This is a genomic window from Alishewanella sp. HH-ZS (assembly GCF_001704375.1).
GTDB classification, from domain to species: Bacteria; Pseudomonadota; Gammaproteobacteria; order Enterobacterales; family Alteromonadaceae; genus Alishewanella; species Alishewanella aestuarii.
Genome location: NZ_LZEJ01000008.1, coordinates 76,788 through 98,282, shown reverse-complemented (window position 1 = coordinate 98,282; position 21,495 = coordinate 76,788). Strand labels below are relative to the sequence as shown.

The following is a 21,495-nucleotide window of genomic DNA, read 5'->3' as shown; positions in this document are numbered from 1 at the left end:
ATGGATACTTTGCTGGATGGAAAGCAGGTTTGGGTGCAGAAAAATCTGACTCAAATCTAATCTGACAGACACCGTGAAAAACTGGTAACTGTCAGATCAAGTCTGAGCTAGTACAGTGCCTTTTATCTTCTGTAGATCTGATCGAAGATGGCGCCTTGCGCAAAATGTTTCTGATGTGCTGCTTCCCAGCCGGCAAAGTCTTCAATAGTAAATAAATTTAATGCCGGGAATTGAGCTGAGTACTCTTCGGCAATATTCGTGTCGCGAGGCCGGTAAAAATGCTTAGCGGCAATTTCCTGCCCGGTTGGCGAATAAAGAAACTCAAGATAAGCCTCTGCTGCAGCGCGGGTGCCCTTTTTATCGACCACCTGATCGACTACAGCGACGGATGGCTCGGCTAAGATTGAAATGCTTGGCACCACAATTTCAACCTGCTCTGCGCCCAGTTTTTTGATTGCGAGTAAGGCTTCATTTTCCCAGGCGATCAACACATCGCCTATTTGTCGGTCCAGGAAAGTGGTTGCAGCCCCCCTAGCACCAATATCGAGCACCGCAACATTGCGAAACAGTGCTGTGACAAACTGTTTGGCGTAAGCTTCGTCATTCCCACTCTTCGCTAAGGCGTAACCCCAGGCTGCCAAATAGTTCCAACGCGCCCCACCCGAGGTTTTGGGATTGGGAGTAATAACGCTGACATGTTCTTTGGTCAGATCCGCCCAATCTTTAATGTTTTTCGGATTACCTTTGCGAACCAGAAAAACAATGGTGGAGGTATAGGGCGCCGAATTATGTGGTAACCGGGCTTGCCAATCCTTTGCGATTTTTCCTGCCTCAGCAATAGCATCAATGTCTTGCGCCAGGGCTAACGTCACCACATCAGACTCAATGCCGTTGATCACGGCAATAGCTTGCCTGCCTGAGCCACCATGAGATTGATTAAGCCGCAGCGGCTGAGCCGAATTCTGACTTTGCCAATGGCTGGCAAAGGCCTTATTAAAATCCTGATAAAACTCACGGGTAGGATCGTAGGATACGTTTAGTAAGGAGAGCGGTTTGGCGATTGCGGTATTGGCAAACATTGAAACCGTTAACGCTATAAGTATTTTGCGCATATTAAGCACCTTTTTTATTTAAAGTTTTCGCAAAATTAGCACGCCTTATATGCCAAATCTAATTGCAAATTCCTCTCTTATATTCTTTATAGTTATATTTGACGATATCGAGAAAATCGCTTGTCGGAGCGTTCTTTGATGCGCCCACTATCGCAGAACCGACTCCGGTACGGCGGGCGTACCGGAGTCGTGGTCTGATGTAGCGTTAAGATCGGTGTTTGGTTTGATAACGCAGAGTCGACTCCGGTACGGCAGGCGTACCGGAGTCGTGATGCTGTTAAAACAGTGCGGCGACGCGTTGTAATAACGGTTGTTCGTTGGCAGCGACCGGGCCGTGTGCCAACCAGTGTTGCAGTAATTGCTCGGCATTAACCTGCTGACCACCGTTATGCTTCATTGATAACAGCGCTAACTGCACCTGCTGTTTTTCGCCGGGTTCAACCTGAGTTGCGCCCTGCCCGGTTAACAGCTCTAAGGCTACCGTTAGTTCGCGTCGGCTTAGTGGCGGTGTTGCGCCCTGTAAAGCATCACGATAACCGGCGGGTACCAGCTCTGGGCGCCACTGGCCTGCAGCCAGCGCTTCGAATAACTGGTTTAACTCGGCTTTGTGCTTTTGCTGACGCATACCGGCGGCTTTACTGGCTAATTCAGCGGCCAGTTGTTCACGCGCGGCCCGGGCTTCGGCCAGATCCGGCAAGCTCAGCTGCTGCAATTGCTGTTGCAGCTGTTGTACCGTGCTTAAGTCTGTGGCAGCAGTCAGCGCCTGAGTAATATCTTGCAACTGCTGTTGCAGGGCCGACCACGCCTGCTGCTGCGCGGCTTGCTGCGCCTGATGCTCGGCCTGACGTTGATTAAAGAACCCATCGCACAGTGCGCGGAACTCTAACCATAAGCTCTGATCCTGTTGCTTGCCGGCAAAACCCAGTTGTTTCCAGCGTTGCTGCAATTCTTTTAACACCGACGCCGTTTGGCCAGCATCGGTTAGCAATAATGCGGCTTTGGCATCGTCAATCAATGCCTGTTTTGCTGCGGCCTGGGTTTGCTGTGCCTGGTTTAAGCGGGCTTTTAACTGCTGGGTAAGTTGCTGATACTGTTGCTGTAACGCCTGATAATCCTGCCGGTTTACCGCGCCGGCCTCACGCCAGCGTTGGGTTAACTGACGCAGCGATTGTTCCAGCGCTTTTTCCGGCAGCTCTGTATGCAGCAATAACGCCAGTTCGGTCAGAATTTGCTGCCGCTGCGCCAAGTGTGCAGCACGTTCGGCATCCTGCTTGGCAAAAAACTCGCGACACGGGGCAAAGGCAGCTTCACAGGCCAGGTCAAACGCCTGGTTCAGGCTATCGTCTTCCGCCGGATCGGCTTTACCCAGCGAGTTCCAGTTAGCGCGGCTGAGCTTCACCTGCTCAGCACGCGCTTTGGCATCGGTTAGCGGCTCAGCAGAGAGTTGCTGCATCTGTTGTAGCATCTCGCGTTTTCGCGGCGTGGCAATATATTGCTGCAGCTCGTTCAGCGCCTGATACAGTGCGCTAACTTCGCTAAAATCCCGCTCGGCTTGCTGCTGTAAGCTGGTGTCTAGCTGCTGATAATCCTCGGTCAGACCTTTATAGAGCCCAAACAAGACCTTATAACGGCCGGCACTGTGCAAGCGTTTAAACTCTGCACATTTGCTGCGTAATTGCCGTAACTGGCGTTGTTGCTGTTGCTGCAAGCCGGTCAGTGCCTCTTTCCAGCGTTGCTGCAGTTGCTGGCGTTCGGCCAGTAATGGCTGTGGCACAGGTAAACCCAGCCCCTGCTCCAGCTGCCGCCAGCTGGCTTTAAACTGCGAATAATGGTGCTCCGCCACTGGCAAATCGGTTGCGGTTTGCGGCAGTGCTATATCGCTAAACTCTGACACTAACAGCGTTAGTTGCTGCAACTTTGCCGCAGCTGCCGGCAAGGCGCTAAGCTGCTGCGCCAGATTTTGCAGTTGTACCGAAAGCTGTTGTTGCTCTCTTTCGGCCAGGGGGGCGGCAGAGAGCTCCTGTAACAGTTCACGGTGCGCCGCTTCTAACAATGACAGCTGTTCTGGCGTCAGAGAGGATAGCGCAGTCAGTTGTACACTGATTTGCTGCTGTAATGCCGTTACCGCCTGATGTAACTGCTGAAAACTGGCTGCAGCCTGAGCCTGCTGCTCAGCCTCCCGCTGCTTTGCTGCAATTTCGGCTAATTTGGGTGCTAACCAGTCGGATAACTTGCTGTTTAACTGCTGAAACTTATCCTGATACTGTGCCGCTTCGGCCTCAGGTAACAACGGCAGATCGGCAGCCAGCTGCTGCCATTCGGTCGCCAGTTGCTGTTGCAGTGCCGGCACGTCGCTCAGGTTAGTGCGCTCGCGAAGCGCATTTAACTTGGCCAGTAACAAGGTAAGTTCTTTGCGCAGTTTTACCGGGCGCTGCTTATCTGCCTGTAGCTTGGCCAGTTGTTGTGCCGCCTGCTCAGCCAGTTCACCCGGTAATTGCTTCGCCAGCTTATCGAGCTGCTTTTCATCCTGGATGTCGGTCAGTAAGCGCGCTTTTAACGCTACCGGGAAATCGGCATCCTGCAGGCTTTGCAGCACCAGATCCTGACGCTCAAGGCGCTGTAGCAAACTAAAGCGCAAACTGACATCGCTATCCTGCAGTGCTAGTTGCTCCAGAATACTGCTACGCTGACATTGTTCGATAAATTTCTGTTTTAAACCTGCGGCCACCTTACCGGTCAGCAACTGCTGGATAAGCTGTTGCTCGGCATAAAGTTTTAGGCGCTCGGCAGCGTCCTGCTTACTGGCTTGCCACCATAGTGCAAAATCATTTAAGCGGTGCAGCGCAGCCTTGCGCACTGCTTCGGCGCCGTCATTAAAGGCCAGCTCATGCAGGGTGTTTTTATGTTCGGTATTTTGCGGATCCAGACTTTCCAGCGCCTGTAGGCGTACTGCGGCATCCTGATGTTGCCATTTGGGTTTAAACCAGCGTTTAAAGATCATCGTGTGAAAACCTTGCGATAGCGGCAGGATCAGAAAATTGCTTTTTTAATTCAGCTTTGGATTTATGGACAATTTGGCCATCGGCGCCAACGGTAAAAATCTCGTCCGATTTCATTACCTTGGCCTGATAAGCCATCACCAGTTGCAGGGTGTGGGCTTTTTGCTCGTCAGACAGCGGCGTGCCATCGGCCCAGCGGCCAGTTTCGGCCGCCTGCGCCAGTTTTTCGTAGGTGTCAGGCGCCATAGCGCTGACCAGTGCATTAAAATCCATACTACTTCTTACGCTTTAACCAGATAATCCGGGCGCGGCAAACCACATACCAGATAAAACCCAGCGCGATCGCCGCCGTTGAGACATATTCGTTATAGCTGCCGGTTTCCGGTTGCCACCAGTACAGAATACCGAAGCCACCAAGAAACAGCAGTAACGCCAACATCGACTGATTCATCAGTGATTGTGACTGTCTGAGCATCCGATCCCGATGCTGCGCCGCCAGTTTCTCCGGCGTGGCCGCAGTCAGATCGGTTTTACACTTCGGGCACTCTGCTGCTTTGTTAGAAACCCGGTGTTGGCACACCGGGCAGGAAATAATTGCCATCTGCTGTTCCTGTGTGGTTAGGTTGTTATTACTGACCTAAATCATCAACTACGGCCAAAATCGCCGTTAACGCATCCTGCCCCAGTTTCATTGACCGTACGTCTGACCAACCATAGGCTTCATCCGGCAGGTTGGCGTTATCTTTAAACGGCATCTCCAGCGTATAGGCCAGGGTTTTAAATTGCTCGGCAACCCAGTTTGAACACACGGTTAAATTGGCTTTGCCCGGCTCATCGCGATCATAGCCGTAAGTGGTCTGAAACTCTGGTGTTACCGCCAGCAGCGCTTGCTTAAAGCTAGTTTCTAACTGCGCCATTTTGGCGTTATAGGAAGGCACGCCCTCGGCACCGGCGACAAAGTTGTACGGCAGGTTTTCATCACCGTGCACATCCAGCAGCATATCCAGTCCCAGCTCCAGCATCTTCTGGCGCACCAGGAACACTTCCGGGCTCTGTTCCATACTCGGGTTTTGCCATTCGCGGTTCAGGTTAACGCCAACGGCGTTGGTACGCAGATGACCACGCACGCTGCCATCCGGGTTCATATTAGGTACTATGTAAAACACGGCTTTGGCCAGCAGGCTACGCGCTACGCCGTCATCTTCATCCAGCAGGCGATCTAATAAGCCTTCGACAAACCACTCGGCCATGGTTTCACCCGGATGTTGCCGGGCAATGATCCAGACTTTCTTTTTGCTGTCATCCGGCTCACCGACTACCAGCATGCTCATATCGCGGCCATCCAGGGTTTCGCCCAGTTCAACCAGCTGACAGTTGTAGTCGTTTTGTGCCTGATGCAGCAGATCCATATGCCGCTCGTAGCTATAAGGCGCAAAGTAAGCAAAATAGACCGACTCAGCTTCCGGATAATGGGTAATGGTCAGGGTATTGCCATCATATTCGGTTTCGACCCGGAACCAGTTCTGCCGATCATAAGAGGCCACTGCCTGATAGTCTTTCCAGCCATCCGGATAGGCCGAGGTGCCGGCATTGGTAATGTGCAGTTTATGCACCTGGGCATGCGGGCTGTTTAAGCGAAAATGGAACCACTGGTAAAAATCCGACATATTGTCTTTGCGGATCGCCAATTGAATATTATTCGGATCGGTGGCATTGATCACTTCGATATTGCCACTGTCAAAATTTGCGGTAATTTTCATAACAAAACTCATTGGTTGTAGGCTGATACGCTGCGGCAATCCACCAGGATCGCGCAGCCTGTTATTCTTCAGTTGGCGGATTCTCGCGCACAAAGGCGATCTCTGCAAACCCAAATTTACTAAATGTTTGTAATCGATAGTTTTTGATTGCCGACTTATCTTTAGCGGTTTGCATTAACTGCTTTTCCATTGCCAGAAACTGCGTTAAGTCGATACCCTCTTCCGCCGCGGCGGCTTCATAAGGGTCGCGAAAGCGATCAAAACTAAAGGCAATGACTTTGCGTTGCCCTTTGTATAAGTAGGTGACCTGTCGTGCCATATCGGTTTACTCCTGTCTGGCCGGCCGGCATAACCAAAGCGACGCCAGCAAAATTACCGAGCCCAAAGCCAGAGACCAAAGATTGGCGCTGCGGTTCCAAATTAACAGATTTACCAGCAAGCCCGCCGGGATCAGTGCATTATTCATTACCGCCAGAGTACCACTGGAGACCAGACTGGCGCCTTTATTCCACCAGTAATAACCGCCGCCGGAGGCAACTAGCCCCAGCCATAATAATACGGCCCACTGCGTGGCATTAACCGGATATTGGGCTGTGCCGAGGATAAACCAAGCGGGCAGTGCCACCAGCAGTGCCCCAACATAAAACCAGCCAAACTGCTGGTATTGCAAGCTGGCAGGCGCTTCATCTTGCTGCATAAGCCGTTTATAGCCAACCTGTCCGGCAGCAAAACACAAATTAGCGCCCTGCACCACCAAAAAGCCAAGCCAGTAATCCGGTGCCGGCACGCCATCGCGCATCACCGCTGCCGCCACTACCGCTAACAGCGCGGCCAGTAAAAAGCGCGGCTGAAAGCGCCCGGCCAGCACATCGTAAAGCAGCGTGATATAAACCGGGGTAAAGATGGTAAATACCAGTACCTGTGGTACCGACAACAACAAAAACGACTGATAATAAAACAGATACATCAGCCCCAGTTGCACCGCTCCCAGCGCGGCCAGCTGCAGCGCCAAGCCGGCTTTTATCGGATAACGCAGCAACCAGGGTAAAAATACCAACAGTGCCAGCGCTACCCGGGTCAGAACGGCAAAATAGGCATCGACCTGCCCGGCCAGATACACACCAATCAGGCTAAATGAAAACGCCCATAACAGCGTAACACCAACGAGATAGCCCATCAGGCGTTAGCTACCGGCCTGTCAGCCGCTTGCGCATGCTGTTTCAGCACCGGGGCAGCGTACATTTGTATTAAAAACGGCTGCGACTCCGGCGGTAACGCCTCCAGCCTTTGTTGCCAGCTTGCCTGCTGTGCGGCATCGGCTTTGGCGCTGTCACCTGCGGCCAGATAATTAACCGGAAACAGTTTATAGTTTTGCCAGATCTGCTGATCAATCATCGCGGCCAGCGCGTCGGCATCATCCGGAATATCGGTTAACGGTTTAGCGAAGGCAACATGCACCCGGCCTTTAAAGCCGACAATGCCTTTGATAATGGCATCGATATCTTCAAACTCGCCCTTTTGGTAATTACCATGCTGCTGTTTGTGAGAAAGTTCTCTGGCTTTATCCTGATCACAGGGATCTAACTCATACGATAAACACACCGGCACGATATTCAGGTTGCGCATATAGTCGGCAAAGCTGTCACCGCGCTTTTTGCCTTCCATATAAAACATTTTCAGAATTGCCGGATCGGTTTCATCATTACCATCTTTGGCGCGGCCTTCTTTTTGCGCAATCCAGATAGATTGCTGTTCATCCAACGAATGGCGAATATAGGCCGAGAGTTGCGACAGATTTTTCAGCATTTCCCGCGGCCCTTTGGCGCCGCGTTTGACGATAAAGCTTTTATTCAGCTTCATCAGCTCGGTAGCACAGGCTTTACGCAGCAGGTTATCGCCAATGGCGATCCGTACCGTCTCAAAGCCATGCTTATGCAAACACCAGTTAACCAGCGCCGGATCCATCGCAATATCGCGATGGTTGGAGATAAACAAATACGCCTGACCCGGCTTTAAATGTTCCATCCCGCTAAAGGTCATCGCAGTGGTCGAGGTTTTCAGCATCCGCTCCATAAAGGCGGCAACCTGCAGCTGCACCTGCGCAATAGAGCGCAGCTTGGCCCATTTGCGTTTTAGGAAAAACTTGACCGCCGGCGCTAGCAACCAGCCAAAACTGCCGGCCAGATGCGGAAAGCGGTAATGCAAAATGGCAGCAATAAATTCCTGATCGGCAATCAGCCGGCCAATAGCGGCTTGAACTTCATGGTCATGATAAGGCCGGATATCGGCAAAAGGATCGTTCTGGATGTCGCTCACAAGCTTACAACACTGCTAATTATTATAAAGAGGCGTATTCTACTCTTTCAGACGGAATTCGCCAGCACCGCAATAACTTTGTCGAAAACATCGGAGCAGCAACGCTGCGTAAAAAAGCTGCACTCACACAAAAGCGCATTGCATTTCATACCGAAATCATTATGATACGCCCTACGTCGGTACGTAGCGCAGCTTGGTAGCGCACTGTCATGGGGTGTCAGGGGTCGTGGGTTCAAATCCCGCCGTACCGACCATTTAATCCTCACTCAAAAAGTTTTCTCGTTCACCTGCTTAATTAATCTTTTAGCCATCACCAAGTCGACGCCTTAATCCTGAAATTACTCCTTGCCGGTTAGTCATTAACGAGCATTTAGCAAGGCGATAGCGACCAGTAAAGTAATACTAAAACTCAGTAATGAACCAAGCAGAATATATTCTGTCAGTGCCCTGTCATGTGAATCCCGCAAATCGTTAAAGCGCAGTACCGACTTCGCCGCCACAACCAACCCGATAGCTGAGTATTGCTCAACCAGTATCAAGGTTAAGATTAATAAGCGCTCGGCAATACCGATTAAATGCCCCCCAGCCGGAGAGCCTTGCTTACTGGTCGACTTAGGTGTTACCAGCTTTGCCAGTACTAAACTGATTAATAAGGATGCCGGTTTCATTAATAGCAAGTACGCGAGTAATATCAGTAAATTCTGAGCGTCGAGTAATGATTTAACATATTGCAATATCACGCCAAAGCCAATGTCTGTTAAACACAGCCACACTATTACCACTATCAACACGTGCAACAATTGATCAGCGATAAAATAGCCTAGCCCACTGTAATAGGACTTAACCAGATCAATGAGTATATGGCTGATGGCAAGTATTAGCGCAAAAGCAATAACACTCCACAAACTCATGCTGGGCCAACTTAAAAAATGCCAACTAACTAATACAAACAAGTTAAGGCCGAAGTGCACCAAACCGTGATAATACAAAGCGGCACAGCGCCAATGTCTATCTGACCTTGCAACAACCCAACTGGTTGGCTGCAAGAAAAAATCAGCAAGTAGATGAACCAGGATTAAACTAAGAAACAGACTTAAATCACTCATCCGATACGTCCTGTAATATGGTGCTCGCAATATGCCAAAAACGATTCTACCAACTGATAATCTGCGTGGCTGTTGTTCAATAATTTTGTCACGTTTGCTCTGGATGTGCCCAGTTTACTTGCGATAGCATCATGCGAGCTACCAGGAGCTAACAGGTATAACAACAAGGCTTCAGCTTGGCGGGCGGTTAACTTACTTAACATGGCATCAGCCAACCGCAAAGGCACACCCAGTACCTGCTGTAGCTCGGCTTGCTCACTGAAAATGGCCAAGCGCTGCCCGGAGACAAGTTTATCCAAGCCATTGCCAGATAAGATAAAGGCGGCACCACTGGCACTTTTTACGTCCTTGCGTAAATTACTCACTCCCCCTATACCGATACTAATTTTACAATCCTGTCCCAAACTAAGCATGGTTAAACGGATATAAAAAGCCAGCATTACCGAAGCTTGCGGCTTTGGTAACAGGATTTGAAAAGCATCACCCCGATAAAAATTAAAGCTGCACGCCAATTGATCCGTTTGTGAAAGCAATAACTGCTCAAGTTGGTACAAAATGGTGTCGTAATGCTCACTCGCTACATGGCGTGAATTTACGAAATCACCGGTAAGCACTGCATAAATTGGCGGCATAAGGATCTCAGTAGCATGGGACTTAACACCAATAGTAACCAAATTCGGTTACAAGTCAAATAAGAAACCATTTTTGGTTACAACTCGATAAGTAACTAATATTGGTTACTAACTTTGGCTGTAGATCATACTTGAGCTTATTTTTATCAACTCGATAAGTTTAGTAAAGGCTGCTCAAGCTTACTCGCTTATTCATCGGGTAAGTTGGCAAGTGCATTACAATTCATCAGTCGTATCGCGTTGCAAGCAGCCCAGCGCTAAAAAATTCCAACTATGGTATTTTTTTGTTATAATAAAAATATCAAGTTATTAATTAATCTACACAAAATCAATTAACATCAAATTTTCCATATCTGAAATAGCCGACATATTGGATGTCATCTAGATTGATTCCGGCACATTTTTTGTGCTCTATCAATCAGGAGAATAATTCGATGTTACGTAAGAACAAATATCTAAGCTGGGTATTGTGTGCGGGCATGACACTTTTCAGCTACTCGGCATCAGCAAGCATTGTCGAGCTGGATTTTGAAGGCGCCGGCGATTTTAGCAATTTGTTGAACTTTTATAATGGTGGCTTTGACAGTGCGGGGAATCAAGGCGTTAACCACGGCATATCATTTGGAAGTGGCGCCTTTACGGCAGTTGCCGCCGACGATGGCAGCAGCGGTTTTACCAACCTACCCTCAGGTCAAACCCTACTATTCTTTGAGGGGCCAGCAAGCTGGCTAAATTTCAAAGCGGGCTTTACTGATGCCTTTGCATTGCACTACAGCTCGGCGCAAGTTGGGCAAATTATGATTTTTGATGGTTTGGCTGGCACGGGTAATCTGCTGGCTTCGTTAAACATCAGCAATCAGTTTGACCGATTATGTGCCGGAGACTCCTATTTTTGTACCTGGGATTTTGCTTCTATCAGCTTTAGCGGCATAGCGCGCTCAGTAAGTTTTGCTCAGGCTACAGAGTGGTCAGCCTTTGATAACCTGCGCTTTGGCGTTTCATCCTCGCAACCCGGAGCCCCGGTACCGGCCCCTGCTACTTTATTACTGCTAGCTTCAGGCTTGTTGTTAGCTCGTCAAACCCGCCGGCAAACACCCAAAAAAACAACTAACCCGCTGGCATAATATTAACAAGGACAATGTAGATGAGAACATTAATCGCTGTAAGCCTGTTATGCTGCGCCTTACCGGCCACCGCCGCGAATAACCTTGCCATCAGTGGCCCGGGTGCGGGTGCAGACGGCACCAGTAAATTCGGCAATACCAGCTATGGCTTTGTCAAAGACGGTAATTTAAGCTCGTACTGGCAACCAAATTCCACCAGTAACGAGCGCGTCTCGGTAAAATGGAGTACCGCCATTAACTTTAATCAGGTGATTTTGCGTGAACTTGGTGATCAGGTAACCAGCTGGCGCCTGGTGAACCACGACACCGGTGCCGTACTGGCGACAGGCAATCGAATTGGTAGTGAACTGCAAGTCAATTTGGGCAATGTCAGTATGAAAAAGCTTAACTTGCTGATTATCAGTGCGACTGGCGCGCCACAAATTGCAGAATTTGAGATATACCTGAATGATGATGCGCCAGAACCTTCTCCGATCACGCCACCAACCGATCCAACACCTGACCCAACTCCTGATCCGTCGCCAGGCCCTGTCGATCCAGTGCCGCCAGGCATCGACGGCCAACCCATTTATGGCAGTTTTAATGCCTGTGCCAACAGCCCGCAAGGCTATGCCTCACTGGGTGGGGGTACAACAGGCGGTCTGGGTATCCGCTCCACCCGGGTTACCGTCACCACGGGGCTGGAATTAGCTCAGGCGCTGGCAAACAAAGACCCAAACCGGCCACTTACCATTCGGGTTAATGGCACTATCACTCCGGCTAACTCAGGCGGATTTAATAAGTTTGACATCAAGGATATGCGGGATGTCAGCATTATTGGTGTCGGGCAAAACGGTATTCTGGATGGTATTGGCTTAAAAGTGTTCCGCGCCCAGAATGTGATAATCCGAAACTTAAAAATCAGAAACGTCAATATTGGCGATAAAGACGGCATTACTATTGAGGGGCCGGCCCGTAATATCTGGATCGATCATAATGAAATCTCAAACAGCCTGGACGTTCATAAAGATTTCTATGATGAACTGGTGAGCGGTAAGCGGGATATCGATAATATTACTATCTCATTTAACTACCTGCATAGCAGCTGGAAAACCTCACTTTGGGGCTCAAGCGACTCTGATAGCTATGACAGACGTATTACGTTTCACCATAACAGGTTTGAAAACGTAAATTCCAGACTTCCGCTGTTCCGCTTTGGTCAGGGGCATTTGTTTAACAATTATTATCATAATATTCTGGAAACCGGGATGAACTCACGCATGGGTGCTATTCTGCGGGTTGAAGCCAATGTGTTTGAAAACGCCAAAAATCCTTTGGTGTCTTTCTATTCAAACAACATCGGCTACTGGGATACCCGGGATAATATGCTGATTAACACCCAATGGGCTGAAAGTCCTGCAGACGGTATCATTGCCGGGCCGGATATGCTTGCTACCGCAGTATTGCGTGTGCCTTACGATTATAAGTTGGTACGCACTGAAGAAGTGAAAAACTTTGTGCTGGCAAACGCCGGCGTAGGTAAATGCGCGTTTTAACTAAAATTGGGCAGTTAAACTGTTAACTGCCCTTGCAGCTTAGTAAAAACCACTGCTACAGCAGCTGCTAAGTCGGGTATCTTAAGTGCAGGTTATTAGCCCTGAGATTGCGCCGTAAAAGAAAGTAATCAAGGGGCGGGCTTACTCGGCATCAGCTACGCTAACTATAATGCGATACGGCCAAGGCTAGCCCCGCCTAGTAGGCTAGCCTCACTGGTTAGCAGCAGATCACCCTGATGCCACAGAATGGCCTCCCACTGCCGCGTCGGTCTAATAACATGGTACTGTCCCAATTCCCATTGCGGCGTATTATTAATAACAGGAAGCTGCCAAATAAAAGCAGCCACACTCAGAAACCCCAACCGATAACCGACTAACGCCAGGCGTTCGGTGTCAGGGTCAAAATCGGCGCCGGTGATTAAACCATTTGTAAAAAACCGCTCACTACTGACGACTTCCTGAACTGCTGCCGTTTTATCTAGTCGGTATAACCGGGTATGACGATCTTGCCAGTTTTTAGTAAACAACCACAGTTCATCACCCACCACCGTCAGCGCTTCGCAATCATCGTTATGGGCATGCGGACGGGTTGAGGGCTCGGTATCTGCCAGCCGAAACATGATTCTTTTCGCAACCACTTCGGCGCCGTCCTCAGCCTGATCCAAATCTTGCCAGGCTACTTTATAAATTTGCAGCCAGCTGCGATCACCAATATTGTTACCGCAATCAGCGATATACAACCAGTCGCTATCCTGTGCCAATGCTTCCCAATCGTAATTTGCCGCATTTTTAATATGCACCCGCCGGCTAATCGCATCGCCCGCCTCGGATAACTGATACAAGGTAGCGGCATGGCCGCTGTCGTTATGTGTCCATAACCTACCATCACGCATTGCCAGGCCCGATGACTCATCAACCTCAGCCGGTAACTTAGCTAATAAGGTCACATTCAATGCACCGGATTCGGCTAACGGATAATGAGGGCTGGCAGGCGATAACGAACAACTAGTGAGTAAAAACACAGCATAGATCAAAACAAAACTAATCCGTTTACAACCAGCCATAATCAGCGCTTGCCTCCTTCAGCAATGCGGGAACTAACAGAGAAACCGAACAACGCCGAAGGTTACACCGCCAACGAAAATTCCGCCATCCCTGGCTCAGCTTGAATGACTAAAGCACCACTGAGCGCATTGCCAAAGGCTGCTCTGCTTTGTACACTGCGACCTTTTCGGATCTGACTAAAAAGAGCATCTGATGGCACTTAAAGCCACTGTTTACAAAGTCCAGCTGCAAATTGCTGATATGGATCGGCATTATTATGCAGACCACAGCCTGACGCTGGCACAGCACCCGTCGGAAAATAACGAGCGCATGATGGTGCGCTTGCTGGCCTTTGCGCTGAATGCCAGTGACACCCTGCAATTTACCAAGGGGCTAAGCAGTGAAAGCGACGAGGCAGAGCTGTGGGATCTGGCGCTGGATGGCACCGTTAACCTATGGGTCGAATTTGGTCAGGCCGATGAAAAATGGCTGAAAAAGGCTTGTAGCCGGGCAAAACAGGTGCATTTATATTGCTATGGTGGCCGGGTGGTGCCGATTTGGTGGCAGGCGAATCAAAGTGCGCTTAGCCGCTATCAGCAACTATCAATTTGGAACCTTCCGGAGCAAAGTGTGCAGCAGATGGCCACGTTGGTACAGCGCAGTATGAACCTGCAATGTAATATCAGCGAAGGCCAAATCTGGCTATCGGATGACAGCCAGAGTGTGCTGATTGAGCCTGTGCTGTTAAAAGCTGCCAGCCGCTAAGCACGGAGTTTTTCCTGAATATGCAACTGTGAGCTAACTGGCGATAACCCTGTTATTCTGATACGCTCTTGTTATATCAAAACTTATTTTATTCAGACTGATGACTAACTCTGAGCCGACAATATCTCGGATTACGCAGCTCGCAAAACAAAACGCTGATATTGGGGCTATCTGGTTATATGGCTCAAGAGTACGAGGAAGAGCCAGGCCAGACAGTGATTATGATCTCGCTGTTGCCTTTAATGATTTCGCACTCGATAACTTAGCGCGCTACAATCGTCCCCACTGTCTGGCACTTGATTGGGCCGCAGAGCTCGCCCTGTCTGAAGCCAAAATATCTATCGTCGATATCAACCAGGCGCCGATTTATCTGGCGTATCAGATTATTGATACCGGACAACTGATATATAGCGATGGTAGTGCAAGAGCATGGCAAGAAATAACGCGGATTAATAGCTTATTTGAGTATCAACAAAGAGAAGCAAGTCATGAGGTTTGAAGATGCCGGCTTAAAGCTTTATTTAACTGAAGCCGCCAAACATAAACAAGACTACTGCCAACAATTAGATGAATTGCGTGCAGACTTAGCCTTGGGGGAACTACGCCGGCGTGACTACCTAGCTATAGAACGTTTATTACAACTGCTAACAGAATTGAGTATTGGCCTGGCCAAGCATTGTCTAAAAAGATATCAGCAACACAGTTCTGTCGACGCCTATCAAACTTTCTCACAGCTGCATCAGCACGGCATGATTACGGCTGACGAGTTGTCAGAATGGCGCCAGATTATTGGTATGCGAAACGGATTAGTACACGATTACTTAAATATTGATGTCAACATTGTGCGTTTGATTGTCGCGCAAGGGCGTTATAACACCCTTGCAGACTTTTGTGACAAAGCAATCCGATTTTTACGATAATGCTATTGTGAACGCATACACCGAATATCGTTATCCTCTGACTCAGGCCAGCCGCGGATCCGATACTGCGGCGCCGGCCTGTTGCTGATTGGCTGCATGAAAGGCCAGTAAGGCCGGATAATCTTCCAGATCCAACAATTCGCGGAATATCACCCAGTCCAGTAAGCAATACAATGCCATCGCCGGATATTGCCAGTTGGCAAATTCCTGATTAGCGGCCTGCTGCTCCAGCACAAACATTGAGGCGGCAATACGCTCTTTCTGCGCATTAAAGAACAGCCGATCTTCATTGGTATTCAGACCGCTGCGGGTACATAAAAATAGCGAGACCAGCGAATCATTGACTGCATTAATCAACGTGAGTTGATTTTCCTGATACCAACTTAATGCTGCCAGGCCCATTTTCGCCGCCAGATAACGGTAGATCACATTAGAATCGAAGATAATTTCGTCGTTATCCTGCAACATCGGGATCTTTAGCGTTGGGTTCAGCGCCAATAGCTTTTGCCGATCAGCCTCGGCAAAAATATTCATATTGATAAACTGATGCGCCGTATCGGCCAGCAACAGCCGGATCCGCCGGACATAGGGTGAAGTCTGAGAACCATATAATTGCATCGCTGTATCTCCCTCGCTATCAAAGTGTGCTAACAAAATGCCGGTCCGTTACGGACAAACCAACTAAAGATGGAAAAAAGCCGCCAGCAGCATTGCCAAGCTATGCAGCTTTATTGCATAATCATCCCGCTTCATTTTGCTTTATATAAGCTTGCTGCCCACGTTTTTGCGTGGGCTTTTTCTTTTTAACGCAGTCGGTTGTTAAAACGCTGTCTTATCATCCTGACTAATACGACTGGCCACTGCCCCGCTCTGCTCTTTATATTTGGCATCGCTGCGCTTGTTATAAGGCTTATCCGCCGGCCCCGTCATCAATTCAAAATTCAGGGCGCCAATTTTCATATTGGGTCGAAGCGCCAGCGGCAACTTACCACTATTAAAAAACTCCAGTACGATATTGCCCGACCAGCCCGGATCAATGCGATGCGCGGTCACATGCACCATTAAGCCTAAACGGGCTAAAGAAGAGCGCCCATCCAGCCAGCCGACGATATCCGCCGGTAGCGTTACCGACTCCAGCGTAATACCCAGCGCCAGCTCGGCCGGGTGCAAAATAAAGACACCATCGTCCTCCAGTACAATTTCATCGCTCATTACCGCATTTAAGGCGGCATCGACTTCAGCACGGGGGCCACTCAAATCGATAAAGGGCGCGGTATGCGCCTGAAATACCCGAAATTTATGGCCAAGCCGAATATCAACACTGACGCCACTAATCATTTCGGCATCCGGTGCCGGACTGATGCGGATTTTTCCCTCGGCCAGATAGGCCGCTATATCGCGGTCACATAATCTCATTACTAATCATCCGTTATGACAATTTCCACGCTCTGGCTGCTGGCACCGGTAAGTTGCCACAGCAAGGCACGACTAATTTGTTGATAATACTCCAGCAAGCTGGCATCTCCGGCCGTTAAGGCAGTACCACTATCGGCCTGTTCCCGCAGCGCAGCTTGCAGTGGTAACTGGCCTAGTACCGGCACCTGATAGCGCTCGGCCAGCTTTAAGCCCCCTTCGCTGCCAAATACATCATCGCTGGCGCCGCAGCTGGGGCAGATATAAAAACTCATATTTTCAATCAGGCCCAGAAGAGGGATTTTCACCTGTTGAAACATGGTAATCGCCTTGCGGGCATCGGCCAGCGCCAGATCCTGAGGTGTAGTCACCACCACAGCGCCCGTTACCGGCAGCTTTTGCGAAATGGTGAGCTGAATATCGCCGGTACCGGGCGGCATATCCACCAGCAGGATATCCAGTTCAGGCCACAGGGTTTCATTCAGTAACTGCAATAACGCCTGGCTGGCCATCGGGCCGCGCCAGACTGACGCCTGCTCCGGATCAACCAAAAAGCCGATCGACTGTAAACAGACACCATGCGCCTGTAGCGGATGCATTAATTTGTTATCCGGGGACGTGACCTTTTCGCCGGTTAAACCAAATAGCGTGGGCACCGAAGGCCCATAAATATCGGCATCTAACAAGCCGGTGCGCACACCCATTGCTGCCAGTGCCATCGCCAGGTTAGCGGAGGTGGTAGATTTGCCAACCCCGCCCTTACCCGATGCCACCAGAACTATGGTTTTAATCGATTTAAAAGCAGCGGGTCTGGCTCTTAAAGCTTCAATAACGCCGCTTAGCTCATTCGCGCCCGGCTCGGGCTCGCCTGCTGCCTGAGTTTTCTTTTTTAGCCAGTTAAACATGGTCACTCCGTTAAAAGGCTTTTTTGTAGACTAATCGCTTTTGTTGACAAATCGTTGGGAAACGCCGCTTGTGCGGATGCGATTTAATGCCGGTTATAGTATCATTAGTTCATATCTTTTCAGTTATTTATTCTCAAGAGCAATCGTCAATGTCGAGCCGGAAAATTCTGATCACCAGTGCGTTACCCTATGCCAATGGCCCTATTCACCTCGGACACCTGCTGGAATATATCCAAACTGATATCTGGTCACGGTTTCAGAAAGCCCGCGGTCACCAGTGTTACTACGTCTGTGCTGATGATGCGCACGGCACCCCTATTATGCTAAAAGCGCAGCAACAAGGCATCACGCCGGAGCAAATGATTGCGCAAACCAAAATAGAGCATATGGCTGATTTTGCCGGCTTTGGTATCGCCTTTGACCATTACCACTCCACGCACAGTGACGAAAACCGTTACTTTGCCAATCTGATTTACCAGCGTTTAAATGATGGCGGCTATATCAAGCGCGATACCATTAGCCAGCTGTACGATCCGCAAAAAGAAATGTTTTTACCGGATCGCTTTGTTAAAGGCGATTGCCCAAAATGCGGCGCTTTGGATCAGAACGGTGATAGCTGCGATGTCTGCGGTGCCACCTACAGCCCCACCGAAGTAAAGAACCCGCGCTCGGTCGTATCCGGTGCCACGCCAATTCTGAAAGACAGTGAACACTACTTCTTTGATTTACCGGCCTTTGCCCAGATGCTGCAGGACTGGACCCGTAGCGGCGCCTTGCAGGATGAAATGGCCAACAAACTGCAGGAATGGTTTAAAGATGGCCTGCAGCGCTGGGATATCAGCCGCGATGCGCCGTATTTTGGCTTTGAAATTCCGGGCGCACCAGGCAAGTTCTTTTATGTATGGCTGGATGCGCCTATTGGCTATCTGGCCAGCTTTAAACACCTGTGTGAAACAGCCGGTATCGATTTTGACAGCTACTGGGCGCCGGATTCTAACGCCGAGGTGTATCATTTTATCGGTAAAGATATTATCTACTTCCACAGTCTGTTCTGGCCGGCGATGTTGCACGGCGCCGGTTTCCGCAAACCCAATGCTATCTTTGCCCATGGTTTTGTCACGGTAAATGGCGCCAAGATGTCCAAGTCTCGCGGTACCTTTATCAAGGCCCGCACCTATCTGGATAATCTGGATCCGGAATATCTGCGCTATTACTTTGCCTCGAAGCTGACCAGCGGCATTACCGATCTGGATTTAAATTTGGAAGACTTTACCCAGAAGGTCAACGCCGATCTGGTGGGTAAAGTGGTGAATATCGCCAGTCGCTGCGCCGGTTTTATTACTAAGCGCTTTGAAGGCAAGCTATCCATCAACCTGAGTGAGCCCGAGCTGTTCGCCGACTTTATTAACGCTGGGGACAGCATTGCACAAAGCTATGAACAGCGGGAATTTGCCCGGGCCATCCGCGATATTATGGCGCTGGCCGATAAAGCCAATCAGTATATCGATGCTAAGGCGCCCTGGGTGCTGGCAAAAGATGATACTAAGCAGCAGGAAGCGCATGACGTCTGCTCAATGGGCCTGAATCTGTTCCGCGTGTTAATGCATTATTTAAAGCCAGTGCTGCCGAAAATGGCCAGCGACAGCGAAGCCTTTTTAAATACTGAACTGCTGTGGGCTAATTACCGCGAGCCACTGTTAAACCATGCGATTAACCCCTTTAAAGCGCTGATGCAGCGCGTCGACCCGCTAAAAGTGCAAGCCATGGTCGATGCCTCAAAAGAGAACTTACAACCTACTGCTGAGCCGGTTACCGTCGCTAAAGCTGAAACAGCCAAGGCTGAGGTTAACGTTGTTAGCGGCGAACGGGAACCCATTAGCGATACCATCAGTATTGATGACTTTGCCAAGATTGACTTGCGGGTCGCGACTATTGTCGATGCCAAGCCGGTGGAAGGCGCTGACAAACTGGTACAGCTGCAACTGGATATCGGCGGCGGCGAAACCCGTCAGGTGTTTGCTGGTATTAAAGCCGCTTACACGCCAGAGAGTCTGGTAGGCCGGCAAACGGTGATGGTGGCCAACCTGGCACCGCGCAAAATGCGTTTTGGTTTATCCGAAGGCATGGTATTGGCCGCAGGCCCGGGTGGCAGTGATATCTTTCTGCTGACGCCGGATCAGGGTGCCAGCGCAGGTATGCGCGTTAAATAAAGTCGTTTACAGGAGCTTAGGATGGCCTCACCGTTTCGCAGTTTTTCGTCACTGTTCTCCAGCACCCTGATTATGGTGCTGGGCTCAGGTTTGTTAACTACTTACCTGGCATTGTCATTAAGCCGGGATGGTGTCGAACAGCTGTGGATCGGTGGCATGATGTCAGCTTACTACTTCGGGCTGGTCGTCGGCTCGAAAGTTGGTCATAAGCTGATTGCCCGGGTTGGCCATATCCGTACCTTTGTTGCCAGTGCCGGCATTGTAACAGCGTCAGCGCTGTGCCATGCCCTAACCGATGTGCTCAGTATCTGGTTGTTACTCAGGTTAATCGTCGGTACCGGCATGATGTGTATGTATATGGTGCTGGAAAGCTGGTTAAACGAGCAAGCCGATAGCAGCCAGCGCGGCAGTGTCTTTGCCGGTTATATGATTGTCTCCTATATGGGGATGGTGGCCGGTCAGACCGTATTGTCATTTTTCCCGGAACTGGGATTGCAACCGTTGCTGTTGATTGGCATTTGTTATGCGCTTTGCATCGTGCCCATAGCGCTAACGCGCCGCATCCATCCACAGCCAATGCATCCGGCGCCGCTGAAAATTTTGCCGTTCTGGCGTAAGGTGCCGCAATCCCTGACCACGATTTTGATCGCTGGCGGTATTTCTGGTTCTTTTTATGGTCTGGCGCCAGCCTTCGCCGCCAGCAACGGTATGGGTACAGCCGAGGTTGCCAGCTTTATGTCGGCTACAATTCTGGCCGGGTTACTGGCGCAGTGGCCAATGGGTAAACTTTCCGATCGGATCCCACGCAGCCGGCTATTGCGTTTCAACAGCGCTCTGCTAGGTATTCTGGTATTAGCGATTGCGCTACTACCGTTAAAAGGTATTGCCTTGCTGGTAGCCACTTTCTGTTTCGGTATCCTGGCCTTTACGCTGTATCCGCTGGCAACAGCACTGGCTAATCAAAATATCGAACAACCTGAACGGGTCGCCCTGTCGGCTACTATCCTGCTGACCTTCGGCATCGGTGCTACCCTGGGCCCACTGGTGGCATCCTTTATTATGCAAATGCTCGGTAACGCCATGTTGTATGGCTATATGGCCATTTGCTGCCTGATCCTGTTTTTGCGTCTGACACAGGTAAACTACAACCAAAAAATGGCCAAACGCTTGCTAGCTCAGCAACAACCGTCAGATTACCAGCTCGCCTCTGGCGATCTGGTGTCATCACCGCTAGCTGCAGCACTGGACCCGCGGGTTGATGAGCAACTGGTGAAAGAGCAAATGCTGGACGAGCCGGCTGCCAGTAACAGTAGCCAATATACTGCAGAGGCCGATCCACAGTGCGATACTCAGACCGAGCATGTTGCCGCAGACAATTTGGCTACTAACAGCACTACCGGGGCAACTGTCGAGGCAACGACTACGCCGCTCGCGGCCAGCGACAGCGCTGACGTTGAACCAGTTGAGATACAGCCAATGGCAGCAACGCCTGATCCAGCGGCTGAGGAACAACACCGTAAGGACACTACAGCGGCGCCGGGCACTGCCAACCAGGCCGCAGCCCAGGACAGTCAAAGTCTGCTGGAACGCGCCGCAGCCCAAAGAAAAGGCCCAACAACTGAGTAAGTTGTTGGGCCTGTTGCAGGCGGCGTTT

General features: G+C 50.1%; 21 protein-coding genes and 1 tRNA gene. 8 read left to right on the top strand and 14 right to left on the bottom strand.

Annotated features, from left to right (window positions below; translation table 11 throughout):
- Window positions 1–122 precede the first annotated feature (122 nt).
- From A9165_RS04845 to A9165_RS04810, 8 genes are all read right to left on the bottom strand, one after another.
- On the bottom strand, window positions 123–1,112 hold the full coding sequence (locus A9165_RS04845) for a sulfate ABC transporter substrate-binding protein (RefSeq protein ID WP_008608443.1): 990 nt from the start codon (window positions 1,110–1,112) through the stop codon (window positions 123–125).
- A 277-nt stretch (window positions 1,113–1,389) separates the two neighbouring features.
- Entirely contained in the window at window positions 1,390–4,113 is a 2,724-nt protein-coding gene (locus A9165_RS04840) for a DUF349 domain-containing protein (RefSeq protein WP_008608442.1), read from the bottom strand.
- Window positions 4,103–4,384, bottom strand: coding sequence for a YeaC family protein (locus tag A9165_RS04835; protein WP_008608441.1), 282 nt, complete (start codon window positions 4,382–4,384; stop codon window positions 4,103–4,105). Before A9165_RS04835 ends, A9165_RS04840 begins: the two co-directional genes overlap by 11 nt.
- 1 nt (window position 4,385) lies before the next feature.
- The gene (locus A9165_RS04830) at window positions 4,386–4,712 is read right to left on the bottom strand and encodes a hypothetical protein (protein WP_008608440.1); all 327 of its coding nucleotides are present in this window, start codon (window positions 4,710–4,712) and stop codon (window positions 4,386–4,388) included.
- Window positions 4,713–4,740: 28 nt separating this feature from the next.
- Window positions 4,741–5,871: a M14-type cytosolic carboxypeptidase gene (locus A9165_RS04825; RefSeq protein ID WP_065955107.1), complete on the bottom strand. Its 1,131-nt coding sequence runs from the start codon at window positions 5,869–5,871 to the stop codon at window positions 4,741–4,743.
- Window positions 5,872–5,932: 61 nt separating this feature from the next.
- A complete protein-coding gene (locus A9165_RS04820; RefSeq protein ID WP_008608438.1) occupies window positions 5,933–6,190 on the bottom strand; it encodes a DUF2960 family protein in 258 nt (85 codons plus the stop codon).
- A 6-nt stretch (window positions 6,191–6,196) separates the two neighbouring features.
- Window positions 6,197–7,048 carry a hypothetical protein gene (locus tag A9165_RS04815; protein WP_065955101.1) on the bottom strand — a complete coding sequence of 284 codons (852 nt, stop codon included), beginning with the start codon at window positions 7,046–7,048 and terminating at the stop codon, window positions 6,197–6,199.
- Entirely contained in the window at window positions 7,048–8,187 is a 1,140-nt protein-coding gene (locus A9165_RS04810; RefSeq protein ID WP_065955100.1) for a 1-acyl-sn-glycerol-3-phosphate acyltransferase, read from the bottom strand. Before A9165_RS04810 ends, A9165_RS04815 begins: the two co-directional genes overlap by 1 nt.
- A 177-nt stretch (window positions 8,188–8,364) precedes the next feature.
- Here A9165_RS04810 and A9165_RS04805 point away from each other — a divergent pair.
- Window positions 8,365–8,441: transfer RNA gene (locus tag A9165_RS04805), tRNA-Pro, on the top strand.
- 105 nt (window positions 8,442–8,546) lie between these two features.
- Here A9165_RS04805 and A9165_RS04800 read toward each other — a convergent pair.
- Window positions 8,547–9,293 carry a DUF3307 domain-containing protein gene (locus tag A9165_RS04800; protein WP_008608435.1) on the bottom strand — a complete coding sequence of 249 codons (747 nt, stop codon included), beginning with the start codon at window positions 9,291–9,293 and terminating at the stop codon, window positions 8,547–8,549.
- Window positions 9,290–9,967, bottom strand: a complete 678-nt coding sequence (locus A9165_RS04795; protein ID WP_141686134.1) for a hypothetical protein — start codon at window positions 9,965–9,967, stop codon at window positions 9,290–9,292. The genes A9165_RS04800 and A9165_RS04795 overlap by 4 nt, the downstream gene beginning before the upstream one ends.
- A 392-nt stretch (window positions 9,968–10,359) precedes the next feature.
- On the opposite strand from A9165_RS04795, the gene A9165_RS04790 reads away from it, so the two are divergent.
- Together A9165_RS04790 and A9165_RS04785 are read left to right on the top strand one after the other, a co-directional pair.
- Window positions 10,360–11,049 (top strand): hypothetical protein, encoded by a 690-nt coding sequence (locus A9165_RS04790; protein ID WP_065955099.1) that lies wholly within the window; start codon window positions 10,360–10,362, stop codon window positions 11,047–11,049.
- Between the two features lie 20 nt (window positions 11,050–11,069).
- Window positions 11,070–12,584 carry a polysaccharide lyase family 1 protein gene (locus A9165_RS04785; RefSeq protein ID WP_008608432.1) on the top strand — a complete coding sequence of 505 codons (1,515 nt, stop codon included), beginning with the start codon at window positions 11,070–11,072 and terminating at the stop codon, window positions 12,582–12,584.
- Window positions 12,585–12,748: 164 nt separating this feature from the next.
- On the opposite strand, the gene A9165_RS04780 is transcribed toward A9165_RS04785, so the two are convergent.
- Window positions 12,749–13,648 (bottom strand): hypothetical protein, encoded by a 900-nt coding sequence (locus A9165_RS04780; RefSeq protein WP_008608431.1) that lies wholly within the window; start codon window positions 13,646–13,648, stop codon window positions 12,749–12,751.
- Window positions 13,649–13,841: 193 nt separating this feature from the next.
- Here A9165_RS04780 and A9165_RS04775 point away from each other — a divergent pair, with 193 nt between their 5' ends.
- The 3 genes from A9165_RS04775 to A9165_RS04765 all read left to right on the top strand — a co-directional run bounded on the left by A9165_RS04775 (window position 13,842) and on the right by A9165_RS04765 (window position 15,313).
- Window positions 13,842–14,393, top strand: a complete 552-nt coding sequence (locus A9165_RS04775; RefSeq protein WP_065955098.1) for a YaeQ family protein — start codon at window positions 13,842–13,844, stop codon at window positions 14,391–14,393.
- 100 nt (window positions 14,394–14,493) lie between these two features.
- Window positions 14,494–14,892: a nucleotidyltransferase domain-containing protein gene (locus A9165_RS04770; protein WP_065955097.1), complete on the top strand. Its 399-nt coding sequence runs from the start codon at window positions 14,494–14,496 to the stop codon at window positions 14,890–14,892.
- Window positions 14,882–15,313, top strand: coding sequence for a DUF86 domain-containing protein (locus A9165_RS04765; RefSeq protein ID WP_065955096.1), 432 nt, complete (start codon window positions 14,882–14,884; stop codon window positions 15,311–15,313). Before A9165_RS04770 ends, A9165_RS04765 begins: the two co-directional genes overlap by 11 nt.
- Before the next feature lie 42 nt (window positions 15,314–15,355).
- Here the strand turns inward: A9165_RS04765 and A9165_RS04760 are convergent, their stop codons facing one another.
- The 3 genes from A9165_RS04760 to apbC all read right to left on the bottom strand — a co-directional run bounded on the left by A9165_RS04760 (window position 15,356) and on the right by apbC (window position 17,631).
- Complete coding sequence (locus A9165_RS04760; RefSeq protein ID WP_008608422.1) at window positions 15,356–15,931, bottom strand: glutathione S-transferase family protein; 576 nt, start codon at window positions 15,929–15,931, stop codon at window positions 15,356–15,358.
- Between the two features lie 201 nt (window positions 15,932–16,132).
- Window positions 16,133–16,729 (bottom strand): dCTP deaminase, encoded by a 597-nt coding sequence (gene dcd, locus A9165_RS04755; protein ID WP_065955095.1) that lies wholly within the window; start codon window positions 16,727–16,729, stop codon window positions 16,133–16,135.
- Between the two features lie 2 nt (window positions 16,730–16,731).
- A complete protein-coding gene (apbC, locus tag A9165_RS04750; protein ID WP_065955094.1) occupies window positions 16,732–17,631 on the bottom strand; it encodes an iron-sulfur cluster carrier protein ApbC in 900 nt (299 codons plus the stop codon).
- A 149-nt stretch (window positions 17,632–17,780) separates the two neighbouring features.
- Here apbC and metG point away from each other — a divergent pair, with 149 nt between their 5' ends.
- Both metG and A9165_RS04740 read left to right on the top strand, forming a co-directional pair.
- Window positions 17,781–19,841, top strand: coding sequence for a methionine--tRNA ligase (metG, locus tag A9165_RS04745; RefSeq protein ID WP_065955093.1), 2,061 nt, complete (start codon window positions 17,781–17,783; stop codon window positions 19,839–19,841).
- 21 nt (window positions 19,842–19,862) lie between these two features.
- Complete coding sequence (locus A9165_RS04740) at window positions 19,863–21,467, top strand: MFS transporter (protein WP_065955092.1); 1,605 nt, start codon at window positions 19,863–19,865, stop codon at window positions 21,465–21,467.
- Window positions 21,468–21,495 lie beyond the last annotated feature (28 nt).

Bases quoted from the DNA above. Each gene is read 5' to 3' on its own strand.
- A9165_RS04825 (WP_065955107.1), bottom strand. From the start codon at position 5,871: ATGAAAATTACCGCAAATTTTGACAGTGGCAATATCGAAGTGATCAAT.
- A9165_RS04835 (WP_008608441.1), bottom strand. From the start codon at position 4,384: ATGGATTTTAATGCACTGGTCAGCGCTATGGCGCCTGACACCTACGAA.
- A9165_RS04785 (WP_008608432.1), top strand. From the start codon at position 11,070: ATGAGAACATTAATCGCTGTAAGCCTGTTATGCTGCGCCTTACCGGCC.
- A9165_RS04820 (WP_008608438.1), bottom strand. From the start codon at position 6,190: ATGGCACGACAGGTCACCTACTTATACAAAGGGCAACGCAAAGTCATT.
- dcd (WP_065955095.1), bottom strand. From the start codon at position 16,729: ATGAGATTATGTGACCGCGATATAGCGGCCTATCTGGCCGAGGGAAAA.
- A9165_RS04815 (WP_065955101.1), bottom strand. From the start codon at position 7,048: ATGGGCTATCTCGTTGGTGTTACGCTGTTATGGGCGTTTTCATTTAGC.
- A9165_RS04770 (WP_065955097.1), top strand. From the start codon at position 14,494: ATGACTAACTCTGAGCCGACAATATCTCGGATTACGCAGCTCGCAAAA.
- A9165_RS04775 (WP_065955098.1), top strand. From the start codon at position 13,842: ATGGCACTTAAAGCCACTGTTTACAAAGTCCAGCTGCAAATTGCTGAT.
- A9165_RS04830 (WP_008608440.1), bottom strand. From the start codon at position 4,712: ATGGCAATTATTTCCTGCCCGGTGTGCCAACACCGGGTTTCTAACAAA.
- A9165_RS04765 (WP_065955096.1), top strand. From the start codon at position 14,882: ATGAGGTTTGAAGATGCCGGCTTAAAGCTTTATTTAACTGAAGCCGCC.
- A9165_RS04780 (WP_008608431.1), bottom strand. From the start codon at position 13,648: ATGGCTGGTTGTAAACGGATTAGTTTTGTTTTGATCTATGCTGTGTTT.
- A9165_RS04845 (WP_008608443.1), bottom strand. From the start codon at position 1,112: ATGCGCAAAATACTTATAGCGTTAACGGTTTCAATGTTTGCCAATACC.
- A9165_RS04740 (WP_065955092.1), top strand. From the start codon at position 19,863: ATGGCCTCACCGTTTCGCAGTTTTTCGTCACTGTTCTCCAGCACCCTG.
- A9165_RS04790 (WP_065955099.1), top strand. From the start codon at position 10,360: ATGTTACGTAAGAACAAATATCTAAGCTGGGTATTGTGTGCGGGCATG.
- apbC (WP_065955094.1), bottom strand. From the start codon at position 17,631: ATGTTTAACTGGCTAAAAAAGAAAACTCAGGCAGCAGGCGAGCCCGAG.
- metG (WP_065955093.1), top strand. From the start codon at position 17,781: ATGTCGAGCCGGAAAATTCTGATCACCAGTGCGTTACCCTATGCCAAT.
- A9165_RS04760 (WP_008608422.1), bottom strand. From the start codon at position 15,931: ATGCAATTATATGGTTCTCAGACTTCACCCTATGTCCGGCGGATCCGG.
- A9165_RS04840 (WP_008608442.1), bottom strand. From the start codon at position 4,113: ATGATCTTTAAACGCTGGTTTAAACCCAAATGGCAACATCAGGATGCC.
- A9165_RS04800 (WP_008608435.1), bottom strand. From the start codon at position 9,293: ATGAGTGATTTAAGTCTGTTTCTTAGTTTAATCCTGGTTCATCTACTT.